Source organism: Streptomyces sp. NPDC045846 (assembly GCF_056431605.1).
This window is the reverse complement of sequence record NZ_JBWKKJ010000013.1, coordinates 65,588-85,081: the sequence shown is the minus strand read 5'-3', so window position 1 is coordinate 85,081 and position 19,494 is coordinate 65,588. Positions and strand designations below refer to the sequence as shown.

Annotated in this window: 17 protein-coding genes; 13 read left to right on the top strand and 4 right to left on the bottom strand. The window is 71.4% G+C overall.

Features of this window, described 5'->3' with window-relative positions; translation table 11 throughout:
* Nucleotides 1-124 precede the first annotated feature (124 nt).
* On the top strand, nucleotides 125-745 hold the full coding sequence (locus AC07F3_RS31915) for a ScbR family autoregulator-binding transcription factor (protein ID WP_479117917.1): 621 nt from the start codon (nucleotides 125-127) through the stop codon (nucleotides 743-745).
* A 464-nt stretch (nucleotides 746-1,209) separates the two neighbouring features.
* A complete protein-coding gene (locus AC07F3_RS31910) occupies nucleotides 1,210-2,064 on the top strand; it encodes an AfsR/SARP family transcriptional regulator (RefSeq protein ID WP_479117916.1) in 855 nt (284 codons plus the stop codon).
* 198 nt (nucleotides 2,065-2,262) lie between these two features.
* Here the strand turns inward: AC07F3_RS31910 and AC07F3_RS31905 are convergent, their stop codons facing one another.
* Both AC07F3_RS31905 and AC07F3_RS31900 read right to left on the bottom strand, forming a co-directional pair.
* Nucleotides 2,263-3,186, bottom strand: coding sequence for an AfsR/SARP family transcriptional regulator (locus AC07F3_RS31905; RefSeq protein ID WP_479117915.1), 924 nt, complete (start codon nucleotides 3,184-3,186; stop codon nucleotides 2,263-2,265).
* Nucleotides 3,183-3,938, bottom strand: a complete 756-nt coding sequence (locus AC07F3_RS31900) for a thioesterase II family protein (RefSeq protein ID WP_479117914.1) — start codon at nucleotides 3,936-3,938, stop codon at nucleotides 3,183-3,185. The genes AC07F3_RS31905 and AC07F3_RS31900 overlap by 4 nt, the downstream gene beginning before the upstream one ends.
* A gap of 312 nt (nucleotides 3,939-4,250) precedes the next feature.
* Here AC07F3_RS31900 and AC07F3_RS31895 point away from each other — a divergent pair, with 312 nt between their 5' ends.
* On the top strand, nucleotides 4,251-5,072 hold the full coding sequence (locus tag AC07F3_RS31895) for an AfsR/SARP family transcriptional regulator (RefSeq protein WP_479117912.1): 822 nt from the start codon (nucleotides 4,251-4,253) through the stop codon (nucleotides 5,070-5,072).
* Between the two features lie 42 nt (nucleotides 5,073-5,114).
* Here the strand turns inward: AC07F3_RS31895 and AC07F3_RS31890 are convergent, their stop codons facing one another.
* Nucleotides 5,115-6,101 carry an aromatase/cyclase gene (locus AC07F3_RS31890; RefSeq protein WP_479117910.1) on the bottom strand — a complete coding sequence of 329 codons (987 nt, stop codon included), beginning with the start codon at nucleotides 6,099-6,101 and terminating at the stop codon, nucleotides 5,115-5,117.
* Between the two features lie 315 nt (nucleotides 6,102-6,416).
* Here AC07F3_RS31890 and AC07F3_RS31885 point away from each other — a divergent pair, with 315 nt between their 5' ends.
* The 8 genes from AC07F3_RS31885 (at nucleotide 6,417) to ddaH (ending at nucleotide 15,818) form a co-directional block, all read left to right on the top strand.
* Nucleotides 6,417-6,878, top strand: a complete 462-nt coding sequence (locus tag AC07F3_RS31885; RefSeq protein WP_479117908.1) for a nuclear transport factor 2 family protein — start codon at nucleotides 6,417-6,419, stop codon at nucleotides 6,876-6,878.
* Between the two features lie 219 nt (nucleotides 6,879-7,097).
* Nucleotides 7,098-9,218: a condensation domain-containing protein gene (locus tag AC07F3_RS31880; protein ID WP_479117906.1), complete on the top strand. Its 2,121-nt coding sequence runs from the start codon at nucleotides 7,098-7,100 to the stop codon at nucleotides 9,216-9,218.
* An 18-nt stretch (nucleotides 9,219-9,236) separates the two neighbouring features.
* Nucleotides 9,237-9,536 (top strand): hypothetical protein, encoded by a 300-nt coding sequence (locus AC07F3_RS31875; protein WP_479117905.1) that lies wholly within the window; start codon nucleotides 9,237-9,239, stop codon nucleotides 9,534-9,536.
* Nucleotides 9,537-10,220: 684 nt separating this feature from the next.
* Nucleotides 10,221-11,060, top strand: coding sequence for an AfsR/SARP family transcriptional regulator (locus tag AC07F3_RS31870; protein WP_479117903.1), 840 nt, complete (start codon nucleotides 10,221-10,223; stop codon nucleotides 11,058-11,060).
* Between the two features lie 184 nt (nucleotides 11,061-11,244).
* A complete protein-coding gene (locus AC07F3_RS31865) occupies nucleotides 11,245-11,988 on the top strand; it encodes an acyl carrier protein (RefSeq protein ID WP_479117902.1) in 744 nt (247 codons plus the stop codon).
* A gap of 18 nt (nucleotides 11,989-12,006) precedes the next feature.
* Nucleotides 12,007-13,941: a beta-ketoacyl [acyl carrier protein] synthase domain-containing protein gene (locus tag AC07F3_RS31860; protein ID WP_479117900.1), complete on the top strand. Its 1,935-nt coding sequence runs from the start codon at nucleotides 12,007-12,009 to the stop codon at nucleotides 13,939-13,941.
* 4 nt (nucleotides 13,942-13,945) lie between these two features.
* Nucleotides 13,946-14,794, top strand: coding sequence for a 4'-phosphopantetheinyl transferase family protein (locus AC07F3_RS31855; protein WP_479117898.1), 849 nt, complete (start codon nucleotides 13,946-13,948; stop codon nucleotides 14,792-14,794).
* Nucleotides 14,795-14,972: 178 nt separating this feature from the next.
* Nucleotides 14,973-15,818: a dimethylargininase gene (gene ddaH / locus AC07F3_RS31850; RefSeq protein ID WP_479117897.1), complete on the top strand. Its 846-nt coding sequence runs from the start codon at nucleotides 14,973-14,975 to the stop codon at nucleotides 15,816-15,818.
* Nucleotides 15,819-15,953: 135 nt separating this feature from the next.
* Here the strand turns inward: ddaH and AC07F3_RS31845 are convergent, their stop codons facing one another.
* On the bottom strand, nucleotides 15,954-17,300 hold the full coding sequence (locus AC07F3_RS31845; RefSeq protein ID WP_479117895.1) for a lysine N(6)-hydroxylase/L-ornithine N(5)-oxygenase family protein: 1,347 nt from the start codon (nucleotides 17,298-17,300) through the stop codon (nucleotides 15,954-15,956).
* A 254-nt stretch (nucleotides 17,301-17,554) separates the two neighbouring features.
* Between AC07F3_RS31845 and AC07F3_RS31840 the strand changes: the two genes are divergently transcribed.
* Nucleotides 17,555-18,205, top strand: a complete 651-nt coding sequence (locus AC07F3_RS31840; RefSeq protein ID WP_479117893.1) for an FMN-binding negative transcriptional regulator — start codon at nucleotides 17,555-17,557, stop codon at nucleotides 18,203-18,205.
* A gap of 263 nt (nucleotides 18,206-18,468) precedes the next feature.
* The gene (locus AC07F3_RS31835) at nucleotides 18,469-19,494 is read left to right on the top strand and encodes a ParB/RepB/Spo0J family partition protein (protein ID WP_479117892.1); all 1,026 of its coding nucleotides are present in this window, start codon (nucleotides 18,469-18,471) and stop codon (nucleotides 19,492-19,494) included.

The window sequence follows — 19,494 nt, the reverse complement described above, 5'->3', positions numbered from 1 at the left end:
AGGGAAGCCGCCGTGTGTGCTCAAATGATGACAAAGACATCCCCAACGAGAGAGCGCGCTCAGACGGTTTCACCGGCGAAGTTCACACCCGATGCCCGTCCCTCTGCACCACCGGAGCCCTCTGATGGCCAAACAGGATCGCGCGGTACGCACGCGCACCGCCCTGATCGAATCCGCTGCCGCGCTGTTCGACCGTGAAGGCTACGAAGTGGCCTCGCTGTCCACCATCAGCGCCCGGGCGGGGGTGAGCAGCGGCGCACTGCACTTCCACTTCACCAGCAAGGCGGCCCTGGCCGACGCGGTCGGCCAGGCCGCGGCGCAGCGGCTGGAGAGCATCACCGGGCAACGGGCCGACAGCGCGTTGCAGACGCTGATCGACGTCACCCACGTCCTCGTCCAGGCCCTCGACCACGATGTCGTCCTGCGGGCCGGGTTCGGCCTCAACGACAGCCTGGAGCACGTACGTGCGGGCGCGGGCCTGCGCGGCAAGTGGCAGGCGTGGGTGGAGGATTCTCTGGCGCTGGCCGCCCGGGAGGGCGCCCTCGCGCCGGAGAACACCGCGCAGGACGCCGCCACGGCCGTGGTGGCGGTCACCGCGGGCCTGGAGACCCTCGGCCGGCAGGACGAGTGGTGGCTCTCGCACGCCCCGCTCACCCGCTTCTGGCAGCTGATCCTGCCGCGGCTCGCGGAGCCTTCCCGCCTCGCATCCCTGGTGGCCTCCGGATCCGGGGCCAGAACACCCTGAATCCGGGGGAGTCCCACCGGGAACGTCGGACCTCCTTGGCCGGCCCCTTCGACACCACCCAGCAAGCCCACCGGTCCGGTACCTCGCGACCGGTGCACCGAGTGCCCCGCCGGACCAGATCCGGCGGGGCACTCGGTGTTTCGGCCGCCCGTCGGACACCTCAGGGCGGCGGCGAGCGCCACAAACAGACTGGTCAAGCTGTTTCGCATGGGCTTACTGGTTCGCTCGCCCGCTTGAAGGTCTGTTGGGCGGCGGTCGCGGCCCCGCGCAACAACCCCCGCGATATCGGGTGCAGGCCCTGCGGGGCCCGCACTCCTGGCGCCTCCGGCTCAAGTCTCCTTGACTGACCCGCACGAGGTGAACTTCAGAAACAGCGGACGTGGTCTGGTATTGACAAACCGGACTGCTGGTTTTTTACTGGGTGAGCGCTCGAAACTGGCCACACACGATGAGGGGGAAGCGGCGTGGATATCGATGTTCTGGGTCCGTTGGGTGTGAGGGTGAATGGTGTTGCGGTGATGCCTTCGGCGCCGAAGCCTCGGAAGGTTTTGGCGTTGTTGGCGTTGCATGTGGATCGGGTGGTGCCGGTTGGTTTGTTGGTGGAGGAGTTGTGGGGTGAGCGTCCGCCGCGGTCGGCTCGGACGACGTTGCAGACGTATGTGTTGCAGTTGCGTGAGCTGATTGGTGCGGCTCTGGAGTCCGGCACGGATTCGGGTTCCGATGCTGGTGTGGTGTCGGCGAAGGATGTGCTGGTGACTGCTCCGGGTGGGTATGTGCTGCGGGGTGGTGGTGGTTCGAGTGATGTGCGTGAGTTTGATCGGCTTGCGGGCATGGGGTATCGGGCCATGGATGCGGAGGATTTCGCGGGGGCTGCGCGGTGGTTGCGTGAGGCGCTGGCGTTGTGGAGTGGTTCGGCGCTGGCGGATGTGCGGGTGGGGGCGCAGTTGGAGGTGGAGGTGTGCCGGCTGGAGGAGTCGCGGTTGTGTGCGCTGTATCAGCGGATCGAGGCTGATCTGCGGCTGGGGCGTCACCGTGAGCTGCTGGGTGAGCTGACGGTGCTGGTGAGCCGGTATCGCACGCATGAGGCCCTGCACGGCCAGTTCATGCTGGCCCTGTACCGGTCGGGACGCCGTACCGAGGCGCTCGCGGTGTATCAGCGCCTGCGCCAGGCCCTCGTACGCGATCTGGGACTTGAGCCCTCGGCCGGACTGCGCCGGCTCCAGCAGACCATGCTCCAGGCCAGCGAACCCACCCCCCACACCACGCGGTCCGAAACCGTCAGTGGCGGGTCACGGGATCGACTCGTCCGAGTCGCCTGACGGCCGCGTCCGCGGCCGAGGTACACCTACCGTCTGCGCCCCTCCCACATCCGAAGCCGAGGCCGGCTTCGGGCGGGGCGGGGCGTTTTGGCGTGTGTGAGTCACCGCGCACCGGAACGACGGCACGCACGCGGTGGGTCGGCACACCGGCATGTGAACCCGGGCCCGCTCTGAACCGTCCGCCGGGCAGAACCGGCATCACCGGCCCTCGTGCTCCTCCTGGATGCGGCGCAGCAAGTCCTCCTGGTCCCAGACCAGTTGCTCGATGCGGGCCTGGAGCTGCTCGATCTCCGTCGTCAGATCCAGTGGGCGCGGACGCGACGCGGCCAGCGTGGGGGAGTGGTTGAGGATCGCCTCCATGCGCGAACGCAGGGCGGGCCCCGGCTCGATGCCGAGCGTGGTGACCAGATGGCGGCGCGCACGCTCGTAGACGCCGAGCGCCTCCGCCTGCCGTCCGCCCCGGTACAGGGCGACCATCAGCAGATCGTAGAACCGCTCGCGCAGCGGATGGTCGGCGGTGAGCCGCTCCAGGTCACAGACGATCTCGGCGTCCTTGCCGCAGCTCAGACTCGCCTCGTACAGGGCCTCCAGCGTGGTCAGACGCTGCTCCTCGAGCCGGTCCGCCTCCGCCGCGCAGACGGGACCCTGGCGGCTGTCCTGCAGAGCCGGGCCCTGCCACAGGGCCAGGGCGTCGCCCAGGAGACGCATCGCGTACCGGGGGTCCTCCGGCACAGCGGCCCTGCCCCGCCCGGACAGCAGCGCGAAGCGGGCCACGTCGGTCGAGGCGTGGCCAAGAGTCAGCAGGTAGCCCGTGGGCAGCGTGCTGATCCAGCTGTGCCCCGGCGAGGGCAGCAGCCGGCGCAGCCGGGCGACGTGGGCCTGCAGCGCGTTCGCCGCGTTGGACGGGGGCCGGTCGCCCCACAGCTCTTCCACCAGGCGGTCCACCGACAGGAGTTCCCCGGCGTGCAGCACCAGCATGGCCAGCAGCGCCCGCTGCTTGGGCCCGGAGGGCGCGATGCCCGCCCCGGTCGTGCCGTCGTGCACGAACACCGGGCCGAGCAGCCGGAACTCGGTGACCTCGCCGCGTACGGGGGCCGGCGCGGCGAGGTCGAGCACGGTCACCGCGCCACCGCGGACGGCTCCCGGGCCAGCACCAGGGCGCGGCGCACATCGGACTGGATGCGCGCGGTGACCTCGGCAAGCCGGTCCTGGAAGTAGAAGTGACCGCCCTCGTAGAGGTGCAGACCCAGGAAGTGCTCGGACGCGTCCGCCCAGCCGTCCAGGCGGTGCGGCGGCGACACGTGGTCCTGAGTGCCGCCGAACGCCGAAAGGGGCACCGGCAGCGGCTCGGTGAGAGGCTCGGTGCGCCAGGTCTCGCTGATGCGCAGGTCCCCGCGGATGGCCGGCGCGAACAGCTCCCACAGCTCCTGGTGGTCGAGGACCGAGGACGCCGTGCCGCCCATGGCGACCAGCTCCCTTCGCAGCTCCGGGTCCGACAGCAGGTGACGGCGGGTGCCGTCCCCGCCGGGGAGCAGGGTGCCGCGGGCCGAGACACCGAGCCACACCGGCGGCGTACGGCCCGCTTCGAGGAGCCGGCGGGTCAGTTCGTAGGCGACGGCCCCGCCCAGGCTGTGCCCGAAGAAGGCGAAGCGGCCGGTCAGCTCGTCGTCCAGCTCGTTCAGGAAGTACTCGATCAGCGCGCCCATGTCCTGCATCGGGGGGCGGCGGTCGCGCGGGCCGCGGCCCGGCGCGTCCGGCACCCGCACGTCCCAGTCGGCCGGGAAGAAGGACGGCCAGTCGCGGTACATGAGATGCGAACCACCGGAGTGGTGGAACACGAACAGGCGCAGCTCCAGCTCTTCGGCCTTCTGCATGGAGACTCCATCGACGAGACACTCTCGCGTCCGGCCCGGTGACCAGAGGTCCCCGGAACGGGCGCAGGGAGTTGGCACCCTAACCGGGGCCCGGATGGGTCAGGTGATTTCCCGAGCGGGCCTCGAACCGCTCTGCACGCATCCTCAAGCAGAGCCGCAGAAGCGCCAACCGCCGCTCATACAGGGCCACTTGAGGACGGATCCAGCAACGGGGGCGGTGGCCGGGAACAGGTCTAGCGTGCCGAAGACCAAGGCCGCCACTCGATGGGTCAACAGGCACGGCCGCCACTCGATGGGGTACGAGAGGAAACCGTGGAGATTCAGGTTCTGGGGCCGTTGAGCGCCTCCGTCAACGGAGTCTCGATCGTGCCCACCGCGAGCAAGCCGCGTCAGCTCCTTGCCCTGTTCGCGTTCTATCCGGGACGCATCGTGCCGGTGGCCACGCTCATGGAAGAGCTGTGGGGCGCCGACATGCCGCAGAGCGCCCTGACCACGCTGCAGACGTACGTCCTCCAGCTGCGCCGCCACCTCGGCACCGCCATGGGCCCCGACGGCCCGGCCAACGCCAAGGAGATCCTGGCCACCCGGCACGGCGCGTACGTTCTGCAGATCCCGGCCGAATCCGTCGACCTGCACCGCTACGAGCAGCTCGTCGCGGGCGGGCAGCGGGCCTTCGAGGAGGGGGAGGACGGCCAGGCCGCCGCGCTCCTCAGAGGCGCCCTCGACATGTGGAACGGGCCGCCCCTGGTCGACGTACGGGCCGGGTCGATCCTCTCGATCGAGATCATGCGGCTGAAGGAGTCGCGCCTGGGCACCGTCGAGCGGCGCATCGACGCCGATCTGCGCCTGGGCCGCCATGCCGAACTCATAGCGGAGCTCACGGATCTGATCGCCCGTCATCCCCAGCACGAGGGCCTGCACTCCCAGGCGATGCTCGCCCTCTACCGCTCCGGACGGCAGGCGACCGCGCTCGACGTGTACCGCAGACTGCGCAAGCGGCTCATCGACGAGCTCGGCGTGGAGCCCTCGCCGCAGCTCCAGCGGCTGCACCAGATGATGCTCACCGTCGACCCCGCGCTCGACGTGATGTCCGGTGATCGGCGCGCCTCGACCTTCGACCTGTACGCCGCCTGACCTCCACACCCGTACCCGGCCACCTGCCCGGCGGCCTCGCGCCTACGGCAGCGTTCCCCCGGCGAGCGCGAGCCGCCGCGGCAGGGCCCGCACCGCCGACTCCGCGTGCCGCTTGGCCAGTTCGAGCGTCGCCAGCGACATCCGCCCGATGTCCTCCCGCAGGGCGAGCCGGGCCTCCTCGATGCCGGACGGCAGTCCGTCCACCGCGTCCTCGTCCAGCAGCACCACGTGCTGGGCGACCACGCGCACCCCGTGCTCGTCCGGCAGCACCGACCATTCACCGATGTGCGCGGCCACTGCCGGCGCCACCGGCGTCGTCTGCTTGTGGACGATGCGCCCGGCGTGCGGGAAGCACAGCCGGACCGACTGCCCCCTGCTCACCGAACCGTCGGCCGACCGCAGGTCGTAGTCCAGGACCTGCACCCCGGGCGAGGACTCGGTCAGGTCGAGGCGCGGTACGTGCGGCAGGAGACCGGGCCAGTCCGCGGCCCGGTACAGGAAGTCGTGGACCAGCTCGCCCGGCCCGTCCACCCGCACCGCGTCCTCGAACGACAGCACCAGCTCGTCGAGTCCGGTCCGGCTCTCGGCGATGCGGCGCAGACTCTCCAGCTCGGCGCGGGCGTTGTCTTCGATGACGTGGCCGACCCGGGCCACGTCGTCCGGATGGTCACCCACGACCGTGAACTCGTGCCGCACGGTCACCACGCTGCGCCCGCCCTCGGCTTCCTCGACGGTCCACTCCCCGCCCATCGTCTCGACCGGTGACTCCTGCCGGAGCTGGAAGAACTCGATGCGCCGCTCGTGCGCGTGCCGCACCCGCGCCGTGAACGAGGACCGGATGTCACCCGCGGCGCTCTCCCACGAGCGCAGCCGCTCCCGGGGCCCCTCGAAGTCGAGACGCTCGACGTGCAGCACGGACGGGCAGTACAGCGGCCTGCGTTCGGCGTCCGCGAGCAGGGCGTAGACCGCTCCGGCCGGCGCGGCCACCTCGACCGACTGCCGCGTACGGTGCACACGCTCACCAAACATCACAGACTCCCTGGCTGGTCGGGGACGAATCGGCTTGCCGACGGCAAGAGGCGGCCCGCCGCGGCGGGCCGTCGACGGGAGGGTCCGGGTACGGAGCATCCATCACCGCTGAGCACACCTCCTGGTCGTCGGGCCGGGGGACGTCGTGACCCCACGCCCTCCACCTTCGTCGCAGGCGCTTGAGGGGTATTTGAAGGAAGCTCGATCCGCACCCGAGAGACTGCCTGTACCGAGTTCGGATCCCCGGAGCGCGCCAGGGGCCCCTCGGCGTCCCTCACCACCCCATAGGCACGGACGGAAGCGGAGACCGAGATCATGACCGTCGAGTTGGTGGACACCCCCGAACGCACCCTTGAGAGCCAGAAGTTCGCCGCTCTGTACGCCGAGGTGCAGCAGTTCTACGCGCACCAGATGCAGATCCTGGACGCGCACGACTCCGAGCGCTGGGCCGGAACCTTCACCGAGGACGCCGTCCTCGAACTGCCCTCGCTGCCCGAGCCGGTGCGTGCCCGCGTCGGCCTGGCCCGCTACGTACGGTCCGGCGCCGCACGCCAGCGCCGGGCCGGCAACCGCCTCAACCACTGGGTCGGCATGCTCGACGTCCAGCCCCAGGCGGACGGCTCGCTGCGCACCCGCTGCTCGGCCCTGGTGTACTGCACGCCGAGCGGCGGCAGTTCCAAGGTCCTGTACGTGTGCGTCATGGAGGACACCCTGGTCCGCACGCGCGGCAAGTGGCGCACCGCCCACCGCCGGGTGACCCGCGACGACCTGGCGTGACGGCGGGGAGGCCGCGACGGTCCGGGCGGCCACGCGGCCGCTGCGCCGACGGACCGGCGCGCGAGACCTCCGCAACCGCAGTGCTCGGCCCGGCCGCGCCGGTCGGTCGAGTCAAATGTCAGGGCATTGTCAGGGCTTTGTCGAGAGCCTTCTGCATGATTGAACAGCGCTTCTTCAGGAAGGGGAGGGGGCTTCGTCGGCGCGTGCCCCGGACTGCCGATGACCACTAGCCGCTTCGCACGTCTGCCGCAGGACGAGCCGCTCACCGTCGTCGTGGAACTCGGCCGCAGCGCGCCGCCCGTACTGGAGCTGCGCGGTCCGATCGAGACCACCCGCGTCGAGGCCGCGCTCGACACGCTCGCCGCGCGCCACCCCGGCGCGCCCGCGTGGACGGCCGACCTCCAGCGGCGGGGGCGCGGCCGCCACACCGTGCGCTTCAAAAACGGGGCGGACGGTGGGCCGACCGCATTCCCCCTCGGCGCCCTCGCGGACCTGCTCACCCACGGCGGCCGCGGCTCCTTCATGACCCGCCATGTGGCCGCGACGCCACGCCAGCGCGAACTGCTGGCCGACGCGGACGCCCACCCCGGCCTCGGCCGCCAGGTCGAACAGGCCGCCTGGGACTGGCACGGTCCCCTCGACGTGGCCCGGTTCACCGCGGCCTGGCACTCGGTGTGCGCCCACGAGTCCGTGCTGCGCACCGCCTTCGACGACCAGGCGGAGCCGGGCCTGGTGGTGCACGACCAGGCCGAGCCGGAAGTCGTGCTGCTGACGCGCGGCAGCGTGGAGTGGCCCTCCCTCGTCGCGGCCGACCGGCGTCGCGGCATCGACCCGCGCCGCCCGGCCCCGCTGCGCATCACCCTGCTCGGCGGCGGTCCGGCGAGCAGGTCCGGAGCGCCCGCCCGGGTGCTGCTCACCTACCACCACGCCCTGCTCGACAGCTGGTCCGTACGGCTCCTGCTCCGTGAGTTCTACCGCGCCTACCTGGCTGACGGGCACCTGCCCGGCGGGGCGCGGCGGCCCGACATGACCGACTACGTGGCCTGGCTCGCCACCCAGGACACCGCGGCCGCCCGGGACTTCTTCACCAGCACCGACACCGGCGACTTCGAGCCCGTGCCCCCGCTCTTCACCGAGACGGGCAGCCATGCCGAGGGCCGCTCCAGGCTCCGGCTGACCGAGGCGGAGACCGCGCGGCTCACCGACTGGGCCGCCGTCTGGGGCAGCAGCGAATCCACCGCCCTGCAAGCCGTGTGGGCCCTGCTGCTGTACCGCGCCGGCCGGGCCGAAGGACCGTCCCAGGTGCGCTTCGCGACCACGGCCGCGAGCCGGGGCATCCTCTTCGAAGGGGTGGAGCGCACCCCCGGCGCCCTGGCCGGCCCGCTGCCGCAGTCCGTCCTCGTCGACCCGGACGCCACCGTGCCCCAGCTGCTGGCCGCCCTGCGCGACCGCTCCCTGGACCAGGCCGCCTACGAGTGGGTGTCGGCCGGGCAGGTCACGTCCTGGACGCGCCCGCCGAGCCCGCCCGCCGACACCCTGCTCACCTTCGAGGCGCAGCCCCACGGCCTGGCCGAGCTGGAGGCCGAACTCGCCACGTACGGCATCGAGGTGGAACCGCCCCAGACCCTGGGGGCCCGCACCGCCTTCCCCGTCACGCTGAGCGCCCACCACGACGGCGTCGGCCGCCTGGTCCTCACCGCCTCGTACAACCAGATGCGGCTGCCGGAGATCACCGACCTCCTCGCCCATGCCGCGCTGCTCCTGCGTGAACTCCCGCGCGAGGCCGGGCAGTTCACGACCGTCGGCGAGGTCCTCACGCTGCTGACCCACATGGGCGAGGGAGCCGCCGTCCTTCCGGAGCGGACCGAGCCCGACGAGAGCCGTGTCCCGCCGGTCGTGCTGCGCCGCCCGGCCCACCCGGACGCCGGAACCGTCGGCCTGCTCCAGGCGCCCGGCATCTCACGGGCCTCCTACGACCAGCTCGCCGACGCCTACCCGGGCCCCGAGGAACTCCTCCTGCTCGGTCCCGTACCGGTGGGCGGACCCCAGGCCGCGGTCGGCGCGCGCGCCGCGTACGACGCGCTCGGCTCCCGGGTCCGCACCGGCGGCGCACTGGCACTCGCCGGGTTCTCGGGCGACGGCGTCGCCGTCTGCGCCATCGCCCACCTCGCCGCCGAGGACGGTCACCGGCCGCTCGCCGTCGTCCTCGACGCGACCGGCGCCGGACCGGACGACCTGGCCCGCACGCTCGCGTCGGCCGTCGGTGGCCGGCGCCGTCCCGCCCGGCGCACGCCCCACGCACGGTCCGACACCAGGGAAGCACCTGTCCGAGAGCAGTGAGATGCCGAGGAGGCAGCCATGCAGAACCCCGAACCGAACGCGGTAACGCCCCTGCGCAAGGACGAGATAGTCTCGCGCGCCTGGTCCGAAGCGCTGGCGATGGCCTGCGGCGACGCGGACCACGCCCACCGCCCGCCGGGCGAGTTGGTGGCCGCCGCGCTGAAGGCGCACCACACGCTGTCGCGGGGGCTCGGACCGAGCGGGCCGGTCGCCACCGTCGGATCGGACGGCGGGGTGCGCTGGCTCGCCGCCTTCGTCGCGGAGTACGCCGCCCACCAGACCCAGCGGGACGACCGCCACCAGGGGGAGGCCGCGTGAGGCGGTGGCAGACCGCCCCGGCTGACCTCTGAGTTCGATCCGGCAAGGGGTGCGCCAAGCCGCCCTTGCCCCGAGTGCGCCGCACACATCCTTCTCTCTGTCCGCGCCCGCCCGCCGTCACCCCCGACGCGTGCGGGCGCGTTGACGTACCGGGACCTTCGCCACGACCCTCGGCCGGTGTTCACCCTCCCGGCCTGAGCGGGTGGCCGTCCCTCGCCCCCGCGTTGCCCAACACCGCCACGGGCACGCGTACTTGACCCGCCGGGCCTCGAACCGCTTCTCGCGCTGGGCATGGCGGCCCGCGCCGCCCACGCAGGGCCAAGACAGACCGCACTGCCGGTTTCTCGGCCCTTTCATCGGAGTTGCGGCCTCGCTGAAGCCGGTACGGATCAGTGAATGAGCCCTCCCTGGACGTAAACAGGGCGTCCGGTCTGTCGCTTCGGCGCCGAACTCTGCCCTATTTTCGCCGCATTGATGGCCATCTGCACCCCGGCATCCGCCACTTGAATCTCCCTAGGACCGCTTGAGGTTCGCATGGCATTCTTCTGAAACAGCGAGTATGGTTTGTTCTCGACGAACCGACCAACCTGTTTCAACTCGAAGCGTTCGTTGAGAACCCGATCTACCCGCAGCTCTCGGACCGACTCGTCGTTTCGGGCAGCACACACGATGAGGGGATACGGCGTGGATATCGATGTTCTGGGTCCGTTGGGTGTGAGGGTGAATGGTGTTGCGGTGATGCCTTCGGCGCCGAAGCCTCGGAAGGTTTTGGCGTTGTTGGCGTTGCATGTGGATCGGGTGGTGCCGGTTGGTTTGTTGGTGGAGGAGTTGTGGGGTGAGCGTCCGCCGCGGTCGGCTCGGACGACGTTGCAGACGTATGTGTTGCAGTTGCGTGAGCTGATCGGTGCGGCTCTGGAGTCCGGCACGGAAGCCAGCGCCGAGGCTGGTGTGGTGTCGGCGAAGGATGTGCTGGTGACTGCTCCGGGTGGGTATGTGCTGCGGGGTGGTGGTGGTTCGAGTGATGTGCGTGAGTTTGATCGGCTTGCGGGCATGGGGTATCGGGCCATGGATGCGGAGGATTTCGCGGGGGCTGCGCGGTGGTTGCGTGAGGCGCTGGCGTTGTGGAGTGGTTCGGCGCTGGCGGATGTGCGGGTGGGGGCGCAGTTGGAGGTGGAGGTGTGCCGGCTGGAGGAGTCGCGGTTGTGTGCGCTGTATCAGCGGATCGAGGCTGATCTGCGGCTGGGGCGTCACCGTGAGCTGCTGGGTGAGCTGACCGTGCTGGTGAGCCGGTATCGCACGCATGAGGCCCTGCACGGCCAGTTCATGCTGGCCCTGTACCGGTCGGGACGCCGTACCGAGGCGCTCGCGGTGTATCAGCGCCTGCGCCAGGCCCTCGTACGCGATCTGGGACTTGAGCCCTCGGCCGGACTGCGCCGACTGCAACAGACCATGCTCCAGGCCGGCGAACCCACCCCCCACACCGTCCCCAGTACCCGGGACCCGCGACTGCTCGCCGTCGGCTGACCGACATGACCAGGCGGCCGGACCCGTGACGAGCACCAGCACCACACCCACCCCCCAACAGGGCGGATCACACGGACAGTTCACTCAGTTCACACGGACCGGCGTGGCCGGGCGGACACCCGCGCGACGGGACGTACCGCCACCTCACCATCGGCCTGCGGAACGGAACCCTTGGAGTCGACTCATGCAAGAAGAAATGCTGTTCTCCCGCACACCGGCCCCCGCCGACCCCGCGCACGACCGGCTGCTGACCGGCCTCGTGGTGGTCCTCGCCGACGTGCTGCGCACCACGCCGGACCGGATCGACCCGGAGGAGACCTTCCGGCTGCTCGGTCTCGACTCCATGCTGTGCGTCCAGTTCGTCGCGGCACTGAACAGCCACTACGGCACCGACGTCCGGGCCGACGTCATGCTCGACCACCCCACCCCGACGGCGCTCGCGCGCCACCTGTCGCGCACGGTGATCCCGCACGGCGCGCCCGCCGCCGGACGCCCCGCCCGCACCCTGCCGCAGAACACTCCCGCGTCCCCGGTGAACGGCGCCGACATCGCGCCGGTGGCCGAGCTGCTGCGCGAGGAGCTCGCCCGCATCCTGGGCTGCGACCCCTGGGACATCCACACCGACACCCCCTTCACCCTGCTCGGCGTCGACTCCGTCATCGCCTCGGAGTTCGTGGCCGCCCTCAACCGCATCTACGGACTGCGCGAGCCCGCCGGAACGCTGTACGACCACCCCGACCTCACGGCGCTCGCGGCGCACGTCGTCGCGTCCGACCCGCCGCACCACGTCCCCGAGGTCATGCCCGCCGCGATGGGCGTGCGCGTGCCCGGCGCCGAGCCGCTCGGCATCGGCGCGCTGCTCGACGCGGTGCGCGCGGGATGGCTGTCCATCGACGACGCGCTCACCCTCCTGTCGCGCAGGGACTGAGCGGCGAAACCCATGGACATGCGATCGGATCTCATGGACGAGCGAGAAGTACTCACCCGTTTCAAGGCGGGAAGTCTCGAACGGGGCCAAGCCGTTCGGATCCTCACGACCCTGATGTCCACCGGTGTCGCCGACTCCGTACCGACCGCCCCCAAACGGACCGCGACCCCGACGGTGGTCACGGCACCCGAACCGGCGCGGACCGAACAGCCCCGCCCGACGCTGCGGCCCGCTCCCGAGCCGGTCGCGCCCGCCGTCACCGAACCGCACGAGGCGGACGGCGCCGACGCCGTGCCCGCCACGGAGCGGTACGCGATCGTGGGCATCGCCGGACGCTACCCCCTGGCACCCGATCTCTTCACCCACTGGAAGAACCTGCGCGACGGCCGCGACACCCGCAGCTCCGGACCCCAGGACCGGCCGAGCGGATCGCCGCTCGAACCCGGCCTGCGCGGACACTTCCTCGGCCAAGTGGCCGAGTTCGACGCGGAGTTCTTCGGGCTCACCCCCGCCGAAGCGGCCCTGATGGACCCCCAGGCCAGGCTGTTCCAGGAGATCGTCTGGGAGGCCCTGGAGGACGCGGGCTGCACCGGCCCCCGCCTCGACTCCCTCACCACGCCCGACGGCACACCGCGTGCGGTCGGCGTGTTCGCCGGAGTCGGCGCCGCCGACTACTCCCTTCTCGCCGCCGAGGGCTGGGCCCGCGGCCACCGCGAGATGCCCAACAGCGGCCACCGCGACCTCGCCGTCGGACTCGCCGCACGACTGCGCCTCAACGGCCCCGCCCAGGCCGTCGACAGCGCCGGTACCTCCGCCCTCGATGCCGTGCACCTCGCCCTCGGCGCCCTCGCGCGCGGGGAGTGTGCGGCCGCCGTGGCCGGAGGTGTCGAACTGCTGCTGCACCCCTCGCGCGGCCGCGACGAGGCCGGGGAAGGGGTCGGCGCCATCGTGCTCAAGCCGCTCGAACGCGCCCTGGCCGACGGCGACCAGGTGCACGCCGTCCTGCGCGCGACCGCCGTCGGCGGCCCCGCCCACCCCGCGCCCGTCGAGGCGGGCCGCGCCGCCGCCGTCCGCGAGACCCACGAGACGACCTCGCGGCGCATCGGCGACGCCGGGGCCGCCACCGGGATCGCGGCACTGACCTCCGCGGTGCTCCAGCTGCGCGCCGGAGTGCTCGCACCCACCGGATCCCGGCCCGCGCCCGTGGCCTGGCCGCGGCCGCGCGACGAGCAGGGCCGCGAACTGCCCCGTACCGCCGTCGTGGAACTGGCCGCGGCCCAAGGGCCCGGCATCACCGGCGTACTGGAGGAGTTCCTGCCTCCGGCGGAGAGCGCGAGCGCCGCACGCCCCGCACACGACCGCAAGGCCGCCGCGCGCGACGAGCTCGTGCTGCTGTCCGCGCCCACCTCGGCCCACCTGGCCGCCCTCGCCGCACGGCTCGGCGACTGGCTGGCCCCCGCCGCCTCCGGCGGACGCGGAGAGGGAGCCGCCGCGCTGCCCGCACTCGGCGAGCTGGCCCGTGCCCTGCGCGTGGGCCGCGCCGCACTGCCCTGCCGTCTGGCACTGATCGTCCGTGATCTGCCCCAACTCCGTTCAGCGCTGGGTGAGTTCGCCGCCGATCCGGGCGCGGCGCGAGGCGGCCGCGTCCGCAGCGCCGACCTGCGGTCCGGTGCCGCGGACCCCTACGCCCTCGCCGAGGTGCCCGAGACCCGGGACTACCTGGCCGCGCTGTGGCGCGGGAACCGCCTGGAGCAGCTGACCCGGCTGTGGCTGTCCGGGCTGCCCATCGACTGGGCCGCCCTCGAACAGCGCACCGGCGCCGGCGCCATGGTGGTTCCGCTGCCCCCGTCCGTATTCCTGCGCCGCCCGCTGTGGCTGGGCGGTGCACACGTCACCGGTGCCCCGAACGGGAGCACCGGGGAGGTCGGTGCGGCGATGGAGCCCACCGGATGAGCGGATGAGCGCGAACGTGCTGCTGAACGGGTCCGGACCGGCCGGACCCGGCGAGCCGGGCCGCCCCGCGCCGGTCAAGCTGTGGTTCTGCACCAACGAGGAACTGGCCGCCGAGTTCGCCAAGATCCTGGCCGGCGCCTGGCTTGACGCGCCCGAGCGCGAACTGGCCGAGCGGTTCCTGTTCGAGCAGGACCGCCACCAGTACGTCATCGCGCACGTCCTGGTGCGGCGCGTGCTGGCCCTGGAAACAGGCGTGCCCGAGTCGGAGGCCGTGATCTGGCGCTCCACCCGCGGCAGGCCGTTCTTCCGCAGGCCCCCCGAAGGGATGCTGCGCGGCGGCCACAAACTGGACTTCAACCTGTCCCACACCCACGGGCACAACCTGCTCGGCATGGTGCGCGACCACCGCATCGGCGTGGACGTGGAACGCCTGGACCGCGGCGCGCGCGGGCTCAACACCATCGTCGACACCTTCGCGCCGCAGGAACAGCACTGGGTGGCCCAGGCCCCGCCCGGCCGCCCCCGCGACCGGCGGGTGCTGCGCCTGTGGACGCTCAAGGAGGCGTACTCCAAGGCCCGCGGCCTCGGACTCGGCCTGCCCTTCGACTCGTTCGCCTTCGAACTCGCCGAGGACAGCGGAGTGCTCGGCTTCCAGCCGCCCGACAATGACACCGAGGGCGCCCAGCGGTGGCGGTTCCTGGAACTGGAACCCGCCCCCGACGTGCTGGCCGCCGTCGCGGTGATCGTCGACGCGGGGGCGCCCGCGGTGCTCCAGCTGCACCACGGCTTCCCCTGGAGCCGGGGCGTGCCCCAGCTCATCGCCCTGCCCGAACCGGCGCGGATCCTCGTGTGAGGACGGTCCGCGCCGCGCTGCCCGAACCGTACGACCGGTCCCGCGCGCCCGCCGACCCGGCGAGCGGCCCGACCGGGGCCTGACGACGGCCCGTTCGCGGGCCGGGCGGCCCGCGCCGCACACCCCGTGGCGCCGCGCCCGCATCCCTCTCCCACGAAGAACCCAAGGAGGAACCGCCATGGCGAACGGAACCGCACTCGACGCAGCCACCCCCCGGGCGGAGCGCACGGCGGTCGCGCACCGTCTGCTCATGTGCCGCCCGCAGTACTTCGACGTCACGTACAGCATCAACCCGTGGATGAACCCGGAGAAGCCGACGGATGCCGAGGCGGCGCTCCTCCAGTGGGAGCAGCTGCGCGAGCTGTACCTCTCGCTGGGGCACACCGTCGAAGTGGTCGAGCCGATCGAGGGGCTGCCCGACATGGTGTTCGCCGCCAACGGCGCCACCGTGGTCGGCGGCAAGGTGCTCGGCGCCCGGTTCCGTCACCGCGAGCGGACCGCGGAAGGGCCCGCCTACCTCGACTGGTTCGCCCGCAACGGCTTCCACGACCTGCTGTGGCCGGAGCACATCAACGAGGGCGAGGGCGACTACCTGCGGGTGGGCCGCCGCCTGCTGGCCGGCACCGGATTTCGCACCGACGCCCGCTCGCACGCCGAGGCCCAGGAGTTCTTCGGCCTGCCCGTCACCGGCCTGAGCCTGGTCGACCCGAACTACTACCACCTGGACACCGCGCTCGCGGTGCTCTCGCCCGACGAGGTCATGTACTACCCGGCGGCCTTCAGCCCCGGCAGCCAGGCCGTGCTGCGCGAGCTGTTCCCCGACGCGGTCATCGCCTCGGACCAGGACGCCGCCGTGTTCGGCCTCAACGCCTTCTCCGACGGCCTCAACGTGCTGCTGCCCCAGGCGGCCACCGGGCTCGCCGCACAGCTCAGGGAGCGGGGCTTCAACCCGGTCGGGGTGAGCCTGGGCGAGCTGCTCAAGGCGGGCGGCAGCGTCAAGTGCTGCACGCTCGTGCTGTCGTGACACCGCGTCGGGTGTAGGCCCGCTCGGTGACGCCGTTCACCGCGTGAGACGGGCGCGCGAACGCGCGCCGGAGCACGCGGAGGGCCCCGGTGCTGTCGCCACAGCATCGGGGCCCACCCCACGGTGTGCCGCTTCTCAGGCGGCCGCGGTCGCTTCCTCCACGGGACGGCCCAGCTCCCGTTCGGTGCGCCCCAGCACGATCGAGTCGGCGATCTCGCCACTGCGCACCGCGATGTTCGACAGCAGCGCCGACGACAGGCCGTGGCTGTGCTCGGTGCCGCCCTGGAGGTAGACCCCGCAGGTCAGCCCCGCCGCGGGAACGAGACGGTAGTCGCGCTCCACCCGGTGCCGGCCCGCCGCGTCGCGCTGGAAGTACCGGTCGAAGTCACCGAGCAGACGGGCGGGGTCCACGCCGTCGTAGCCGGTGGCGAAGACCAGCGCGTCGACGGCCAGTTCCTCCGTGTGGTCGTCGAGCAGCGAACGCAGGACCACCCGCTTGCCGCTGCCCGCGGACTTGACCTCGGTGACCCGGGTCAGGTTGCGGAAGTGCAGCCGACGGCTGTCGCGCACCTGCTCGTCGTACGAGCGCTGGTACAGGGAGCGGATCACGTCGGCGTCGACCACCGAGTAGTTGGTGTTGCGGTGGTAGCGCCAGAAGGCGTCCTGGGCCCGCTCGGTGCCGAAGAAGTACTCGTCGACCGCGCCCGGATCGAAGACCTGGTTGGCGAAGGGGGTGTCGTCGGCGACGGAGTAGCCGTACGACGGGATGATCGCGGAGACCTGGGCGTGCGGCAGCGAGTCGTAGAGGAACCGGGTGATCTCGGCCGCGCTCTGGCCGGCACCGACCACCGCCACGCTCTTGAGGTCCTGCGGGGACTGCGCGTTGAACCTGCCCAGGAACTCCGAGCTGTGCCAGACCCGTTCGTCGGCCGGCATGCCCTCCGGCAGCCGCGGTACGAGTCCGGTCGAGATGGCCACGTTGCGGGCCCTCACCACGACGATCGTGCCGTCGCTCTCGCGTACCTCGACCTCAAGAAGGTCGAGTTCCCCGGACCCGTGCTCGGCGACCGGCCGGATCGAGGTGACGTCGGCGCCGTAGGTGACCTGGTCGTCGAGGCCTGCGGCCGCCCACTCCAGGTACTGGTGGAATTCGTGCCGGCTCGGGAAGAAGTCCTGGTTGTTCACGAACTGCACGAGCCGGTTCGCGGCGTGCAGATACGAGATGAAGCTGAACCGGGACAGCGGATTCCTGAAGGTCACCAGGTCCTTGAGGAAGGAAATCTGCATGGTCGTCGACGGCAGCAGCATGTTCCGGTGCCAGCCGAATGTGGGCTGCCGTTCGAAGAAATGAGACCTGACTGGATGCTCCGGAGCGCTCGCCCCGTGCTCCTCCAAGGCGATCGCGAGCGACAGGTTGGACGGGCCGAACCCGATGCCGACCACGTCGTAGATCTCCTGATGGCGCCTGCCCGTTATGCCCATGAATAACTCTCCCGCTTGCGTCTGGAAAACTCGGCCGATGGCCCGAGAGACCGTTCTGCAGTGATGCTCTCCAGAGAGTGTCTCAAATGCACCTTGAAGACAGCATGAAGACCTTTCAAGGGATTCTCAAGGTGCCCGGTTATCGAAGGCGTTGTCCCGCCGGCGGGACGCCGGTAAGGTCGGCGGGGATTTTCGAAACGCATGACTTGAGCCATGGCCATGCCCTGGGCCAATTGCTGAGAAGGTGAATCCGGATGTTCGTTCCCAGCTTTTACCGCGAACCAGAAGATTCGTGGATGGTGGACCTGATCCGTGGTAATCCATTGGCGCTCGCGGTGGCCAATGGCAGTGCCGAGGACGGCCCCTTCGCCACGCATCTGCCGGTCATCTTCGACCCGGAGACGGCCGACGACTGGTCCGGCGAACTGCCTGGCGTCACGCTGCTCGGGCACATGAACCGGGAGAACCCGCACTGGGCGGCGCTGGAGACGGGCAGCGTCCTGCTGCTGACGTTCACCGGTCCGCACTCCTATGTGTCGCCCACGGTCTACGAGGTGACACCGGCCGCCCCGACGTGGAACTTCACCTCGGTGCACGTCCGGGGCGTGGTGGAGAAGATCGACTCCATCGAGGAGACGCTGGCCGTGGTGCAGTCCACCGTGCGCGCCTTCGAGGGGAAGTTCGGCGACGGCTGGGACATGACCGCCTCGCTCGACTACTTCCGCAAGATCGTGCCCGGCGTCGGAGCCTTCCGGTTCAAGGTCACCGGGGCCGAGGGCATGTTCAAGCTCAGCCAGGAGCAGCCCGGCGAGGTGCGCGCCCGCGTCCGCGAGGCGTTCGGGCAGAGCGCCTGCACGTACCAGCGCGAGACCGCGGGGCTGATGAGCCGGCTCCCGTCACCGTGACTCCCTGGTGAGCACGTAAAGCTCCCGCAGCCGCACCCACGTCCCCCGGGGTGCGGCTGCGGGCATGTCCGGGCCGGGGCGCCGCAGACCGTCGCTCCCAGGCGTCGAAAAAGAACCAGCAAGCAGGTATGTTTTAGGCGTGGGTTGATACGGCCGTAGAGGGGAGCCGTGTACATGCACGTCTTGATCAGCACTGTCGGCCCGTGCGAGCGCGGACCGGCGGCCGGCCCGGCCGGTGCGACAGCGCGGAGGAGGGTCCTGTGATGGGTCTTCAACTGGTTGCGGCCGACGGCACCCCGGCCCCGGTCGACGTGGTCGCCGACTTCGCCGCGGGGGAGCCGACCGGAAGGCTGCGGGCCACGGTGGCCGTGGACTCGCTGCTGGACGCCGACTCCCCGAGGATCGACGGCGAGAACAGCGCCCGCGTCCAGATGCTCGCCGAACTCGACGCGCCGCTCCCCCCGATCCTCGTGCACCGCGAGACCATGCGGGTCATCGACGGGATGCACCGTCTCAAGGCCGCCCGGCTGCGCGGCGACACCACCATCGACGTGGAGTTCTTCGAAGGCGAGGACGTCGAGGCCTTCGCCCTGGCGGTACGGCTCAACATCGCCCACGGACTCCCGCTGTCGCAGGCCGACCGCACGGCCGCGGCCCAGCGGATCCTGCGGGCCCGTCCCTACTGGTCGGACCGGCGCATCGCCTCCAACGCCGGGCTCGCGGCCACCACCGTGGCCTCCATCCGGCGTCGTTCGACCGGCCAGAGTGAGCAGTTGAACGCCCGGGTGGGCCGCGACGGTCGCGTCCGGCCGCTCCAGGCCACCGAAGGACGGCTGCGCGCCAGCCAGGTGATCGCCGCCAACCCCGGGGCCTCACTGCGGGCGATAGCCCAGCAGGCTGGCATCGCCACGGCCACCGCCAAGGACGTACGCGACCGCATGCGCCAGGGCCAGGACCCGCTCCCCGCCAAGGCGCAGCAGGCGAAGGCCGGTTCGGCAGCGCTCGAAGCGGTCCCGCAGCCGGCCGCAGGCCGCACGTCCACGCGGACCCCCGCGAGCGCCATCCGGCTGCTCCTGCCGAACATGGGCAAGGACCCCTCATTGCGCACCGAGGCCGGCCGGATGCTGCTGCAGATGCTCAGCGTCCACTCGATCGGCGACGAGGCGAAGTGGGTCCGGCTCGCGCGGAGCGTCCCCGGACACCGCGCGGACATCCTCGCGCAGGCCGCGCGCCGCTGCGCCGACCACTGGCTGCGCCTGGCCAACGAACTCGAGACCCGGCGGACCTGA

What these genes read in the sequence shown, in the direction of transcription:
- AC07F3_RS31915 (WP_479117917.1), top strand. Translation starts at nt 125, where the DNA reads ATGGCCAAACAGGATCGCGCGGTACGCACGCGCACCGCCCTGATCGAA.
- AC07F3_RS31900 (WP_479117914.1), bottom strand. Translation starts at nt 3,938, where the DNA reads ATGCAGAAGGCCGAAGAGCTGGAGCTGCGCCTGTTCGTGTTCCACCAC.
- AC07F3_RS31890 (WP_479117910.1), bottom strand. Translation starts at nt 6,101, where the DNA reads ATGTTTGGTGAGCGTGTGCACCGTACGCGGCAGTCGGTCGAGGTGGCC.
- AC07F3_RS31885 (WP_479117908.1), top strand. Translation starts at nt 6,417, where the DNA reads ATGACCGTCGAGTTGGTGGACACCCCCGAACGCACCCTTGAGAGCCAG.
- AC07F3_RS31880 (WP_479117906.1), top strand. Translation starts at nt 7,098, where the DNA reads ATGACCACTAGCCGCTTCGCACGTCTGCCGCAGGACGAGCCGCTCACC.
- AC07F3_RS31875 (WP_479117905.1), top strand. Translation starts at nt 9,237, where the DNA reads ATGCAGAACCCCGAACCGAACGCGGTAACGCCCCTGCGCAAGGACGAG.
- AC07F3_RS31865 (WP_479117902.1), top strand. Translation starts at nt 11,245, where the DNA reads ATGCAAGAAGAAATGCTGTTCTCCCGCACACCGGCCCCCGCCGACCCC.
- AC07F3_RS31860 (WP_479117900.1), top strand. Translation starts at nt 12,007, where the DNA reads ATGCGATCGGATCTCATGGACGAGCGAGAAGTACTCACCCGTTTCAAG.
- AC07F3_RS31855 (WP_479117898.1), top strand. Translation starts at nt 13,946, where the DNA reads ATGAGCGCGAACGTGCTGCTGAACGGGTCCGGACCGGCCGGACCCGGC.
- ddaH (WP_479117897.1), top strand. Translation starts at nt 14,973, where the DNA reads ATGGCGAACGGAACCGCACTCGACGCAGCCACCCCCCGGGCGGAGCGC.
- AC07F3_RS31845 (WP_479117895.1), bottom strand. Translation starts at nt 17,300, where the DNA reads ATGGGCATAACGGGCAGGCGCCATCAGGAGATCTACGACGTGGTCGGC.
- AC07F3_RS31840 (WP_479117893.1), top strand. Translation starts at nt 17,555, where the DNA reads ATGTTCGTTCCCAGCTTTTACCGCGAACCAGAAGATTCGTGGATGGTG.
- AC07F3_RS31835 (WP_479117892.1), top strand. Translation starts at nt 18,469, where the DNA reads ATGGGTCTTCAACTGGTTGCGGCCGACGGCACCCCGGCCCCGGTCGAC.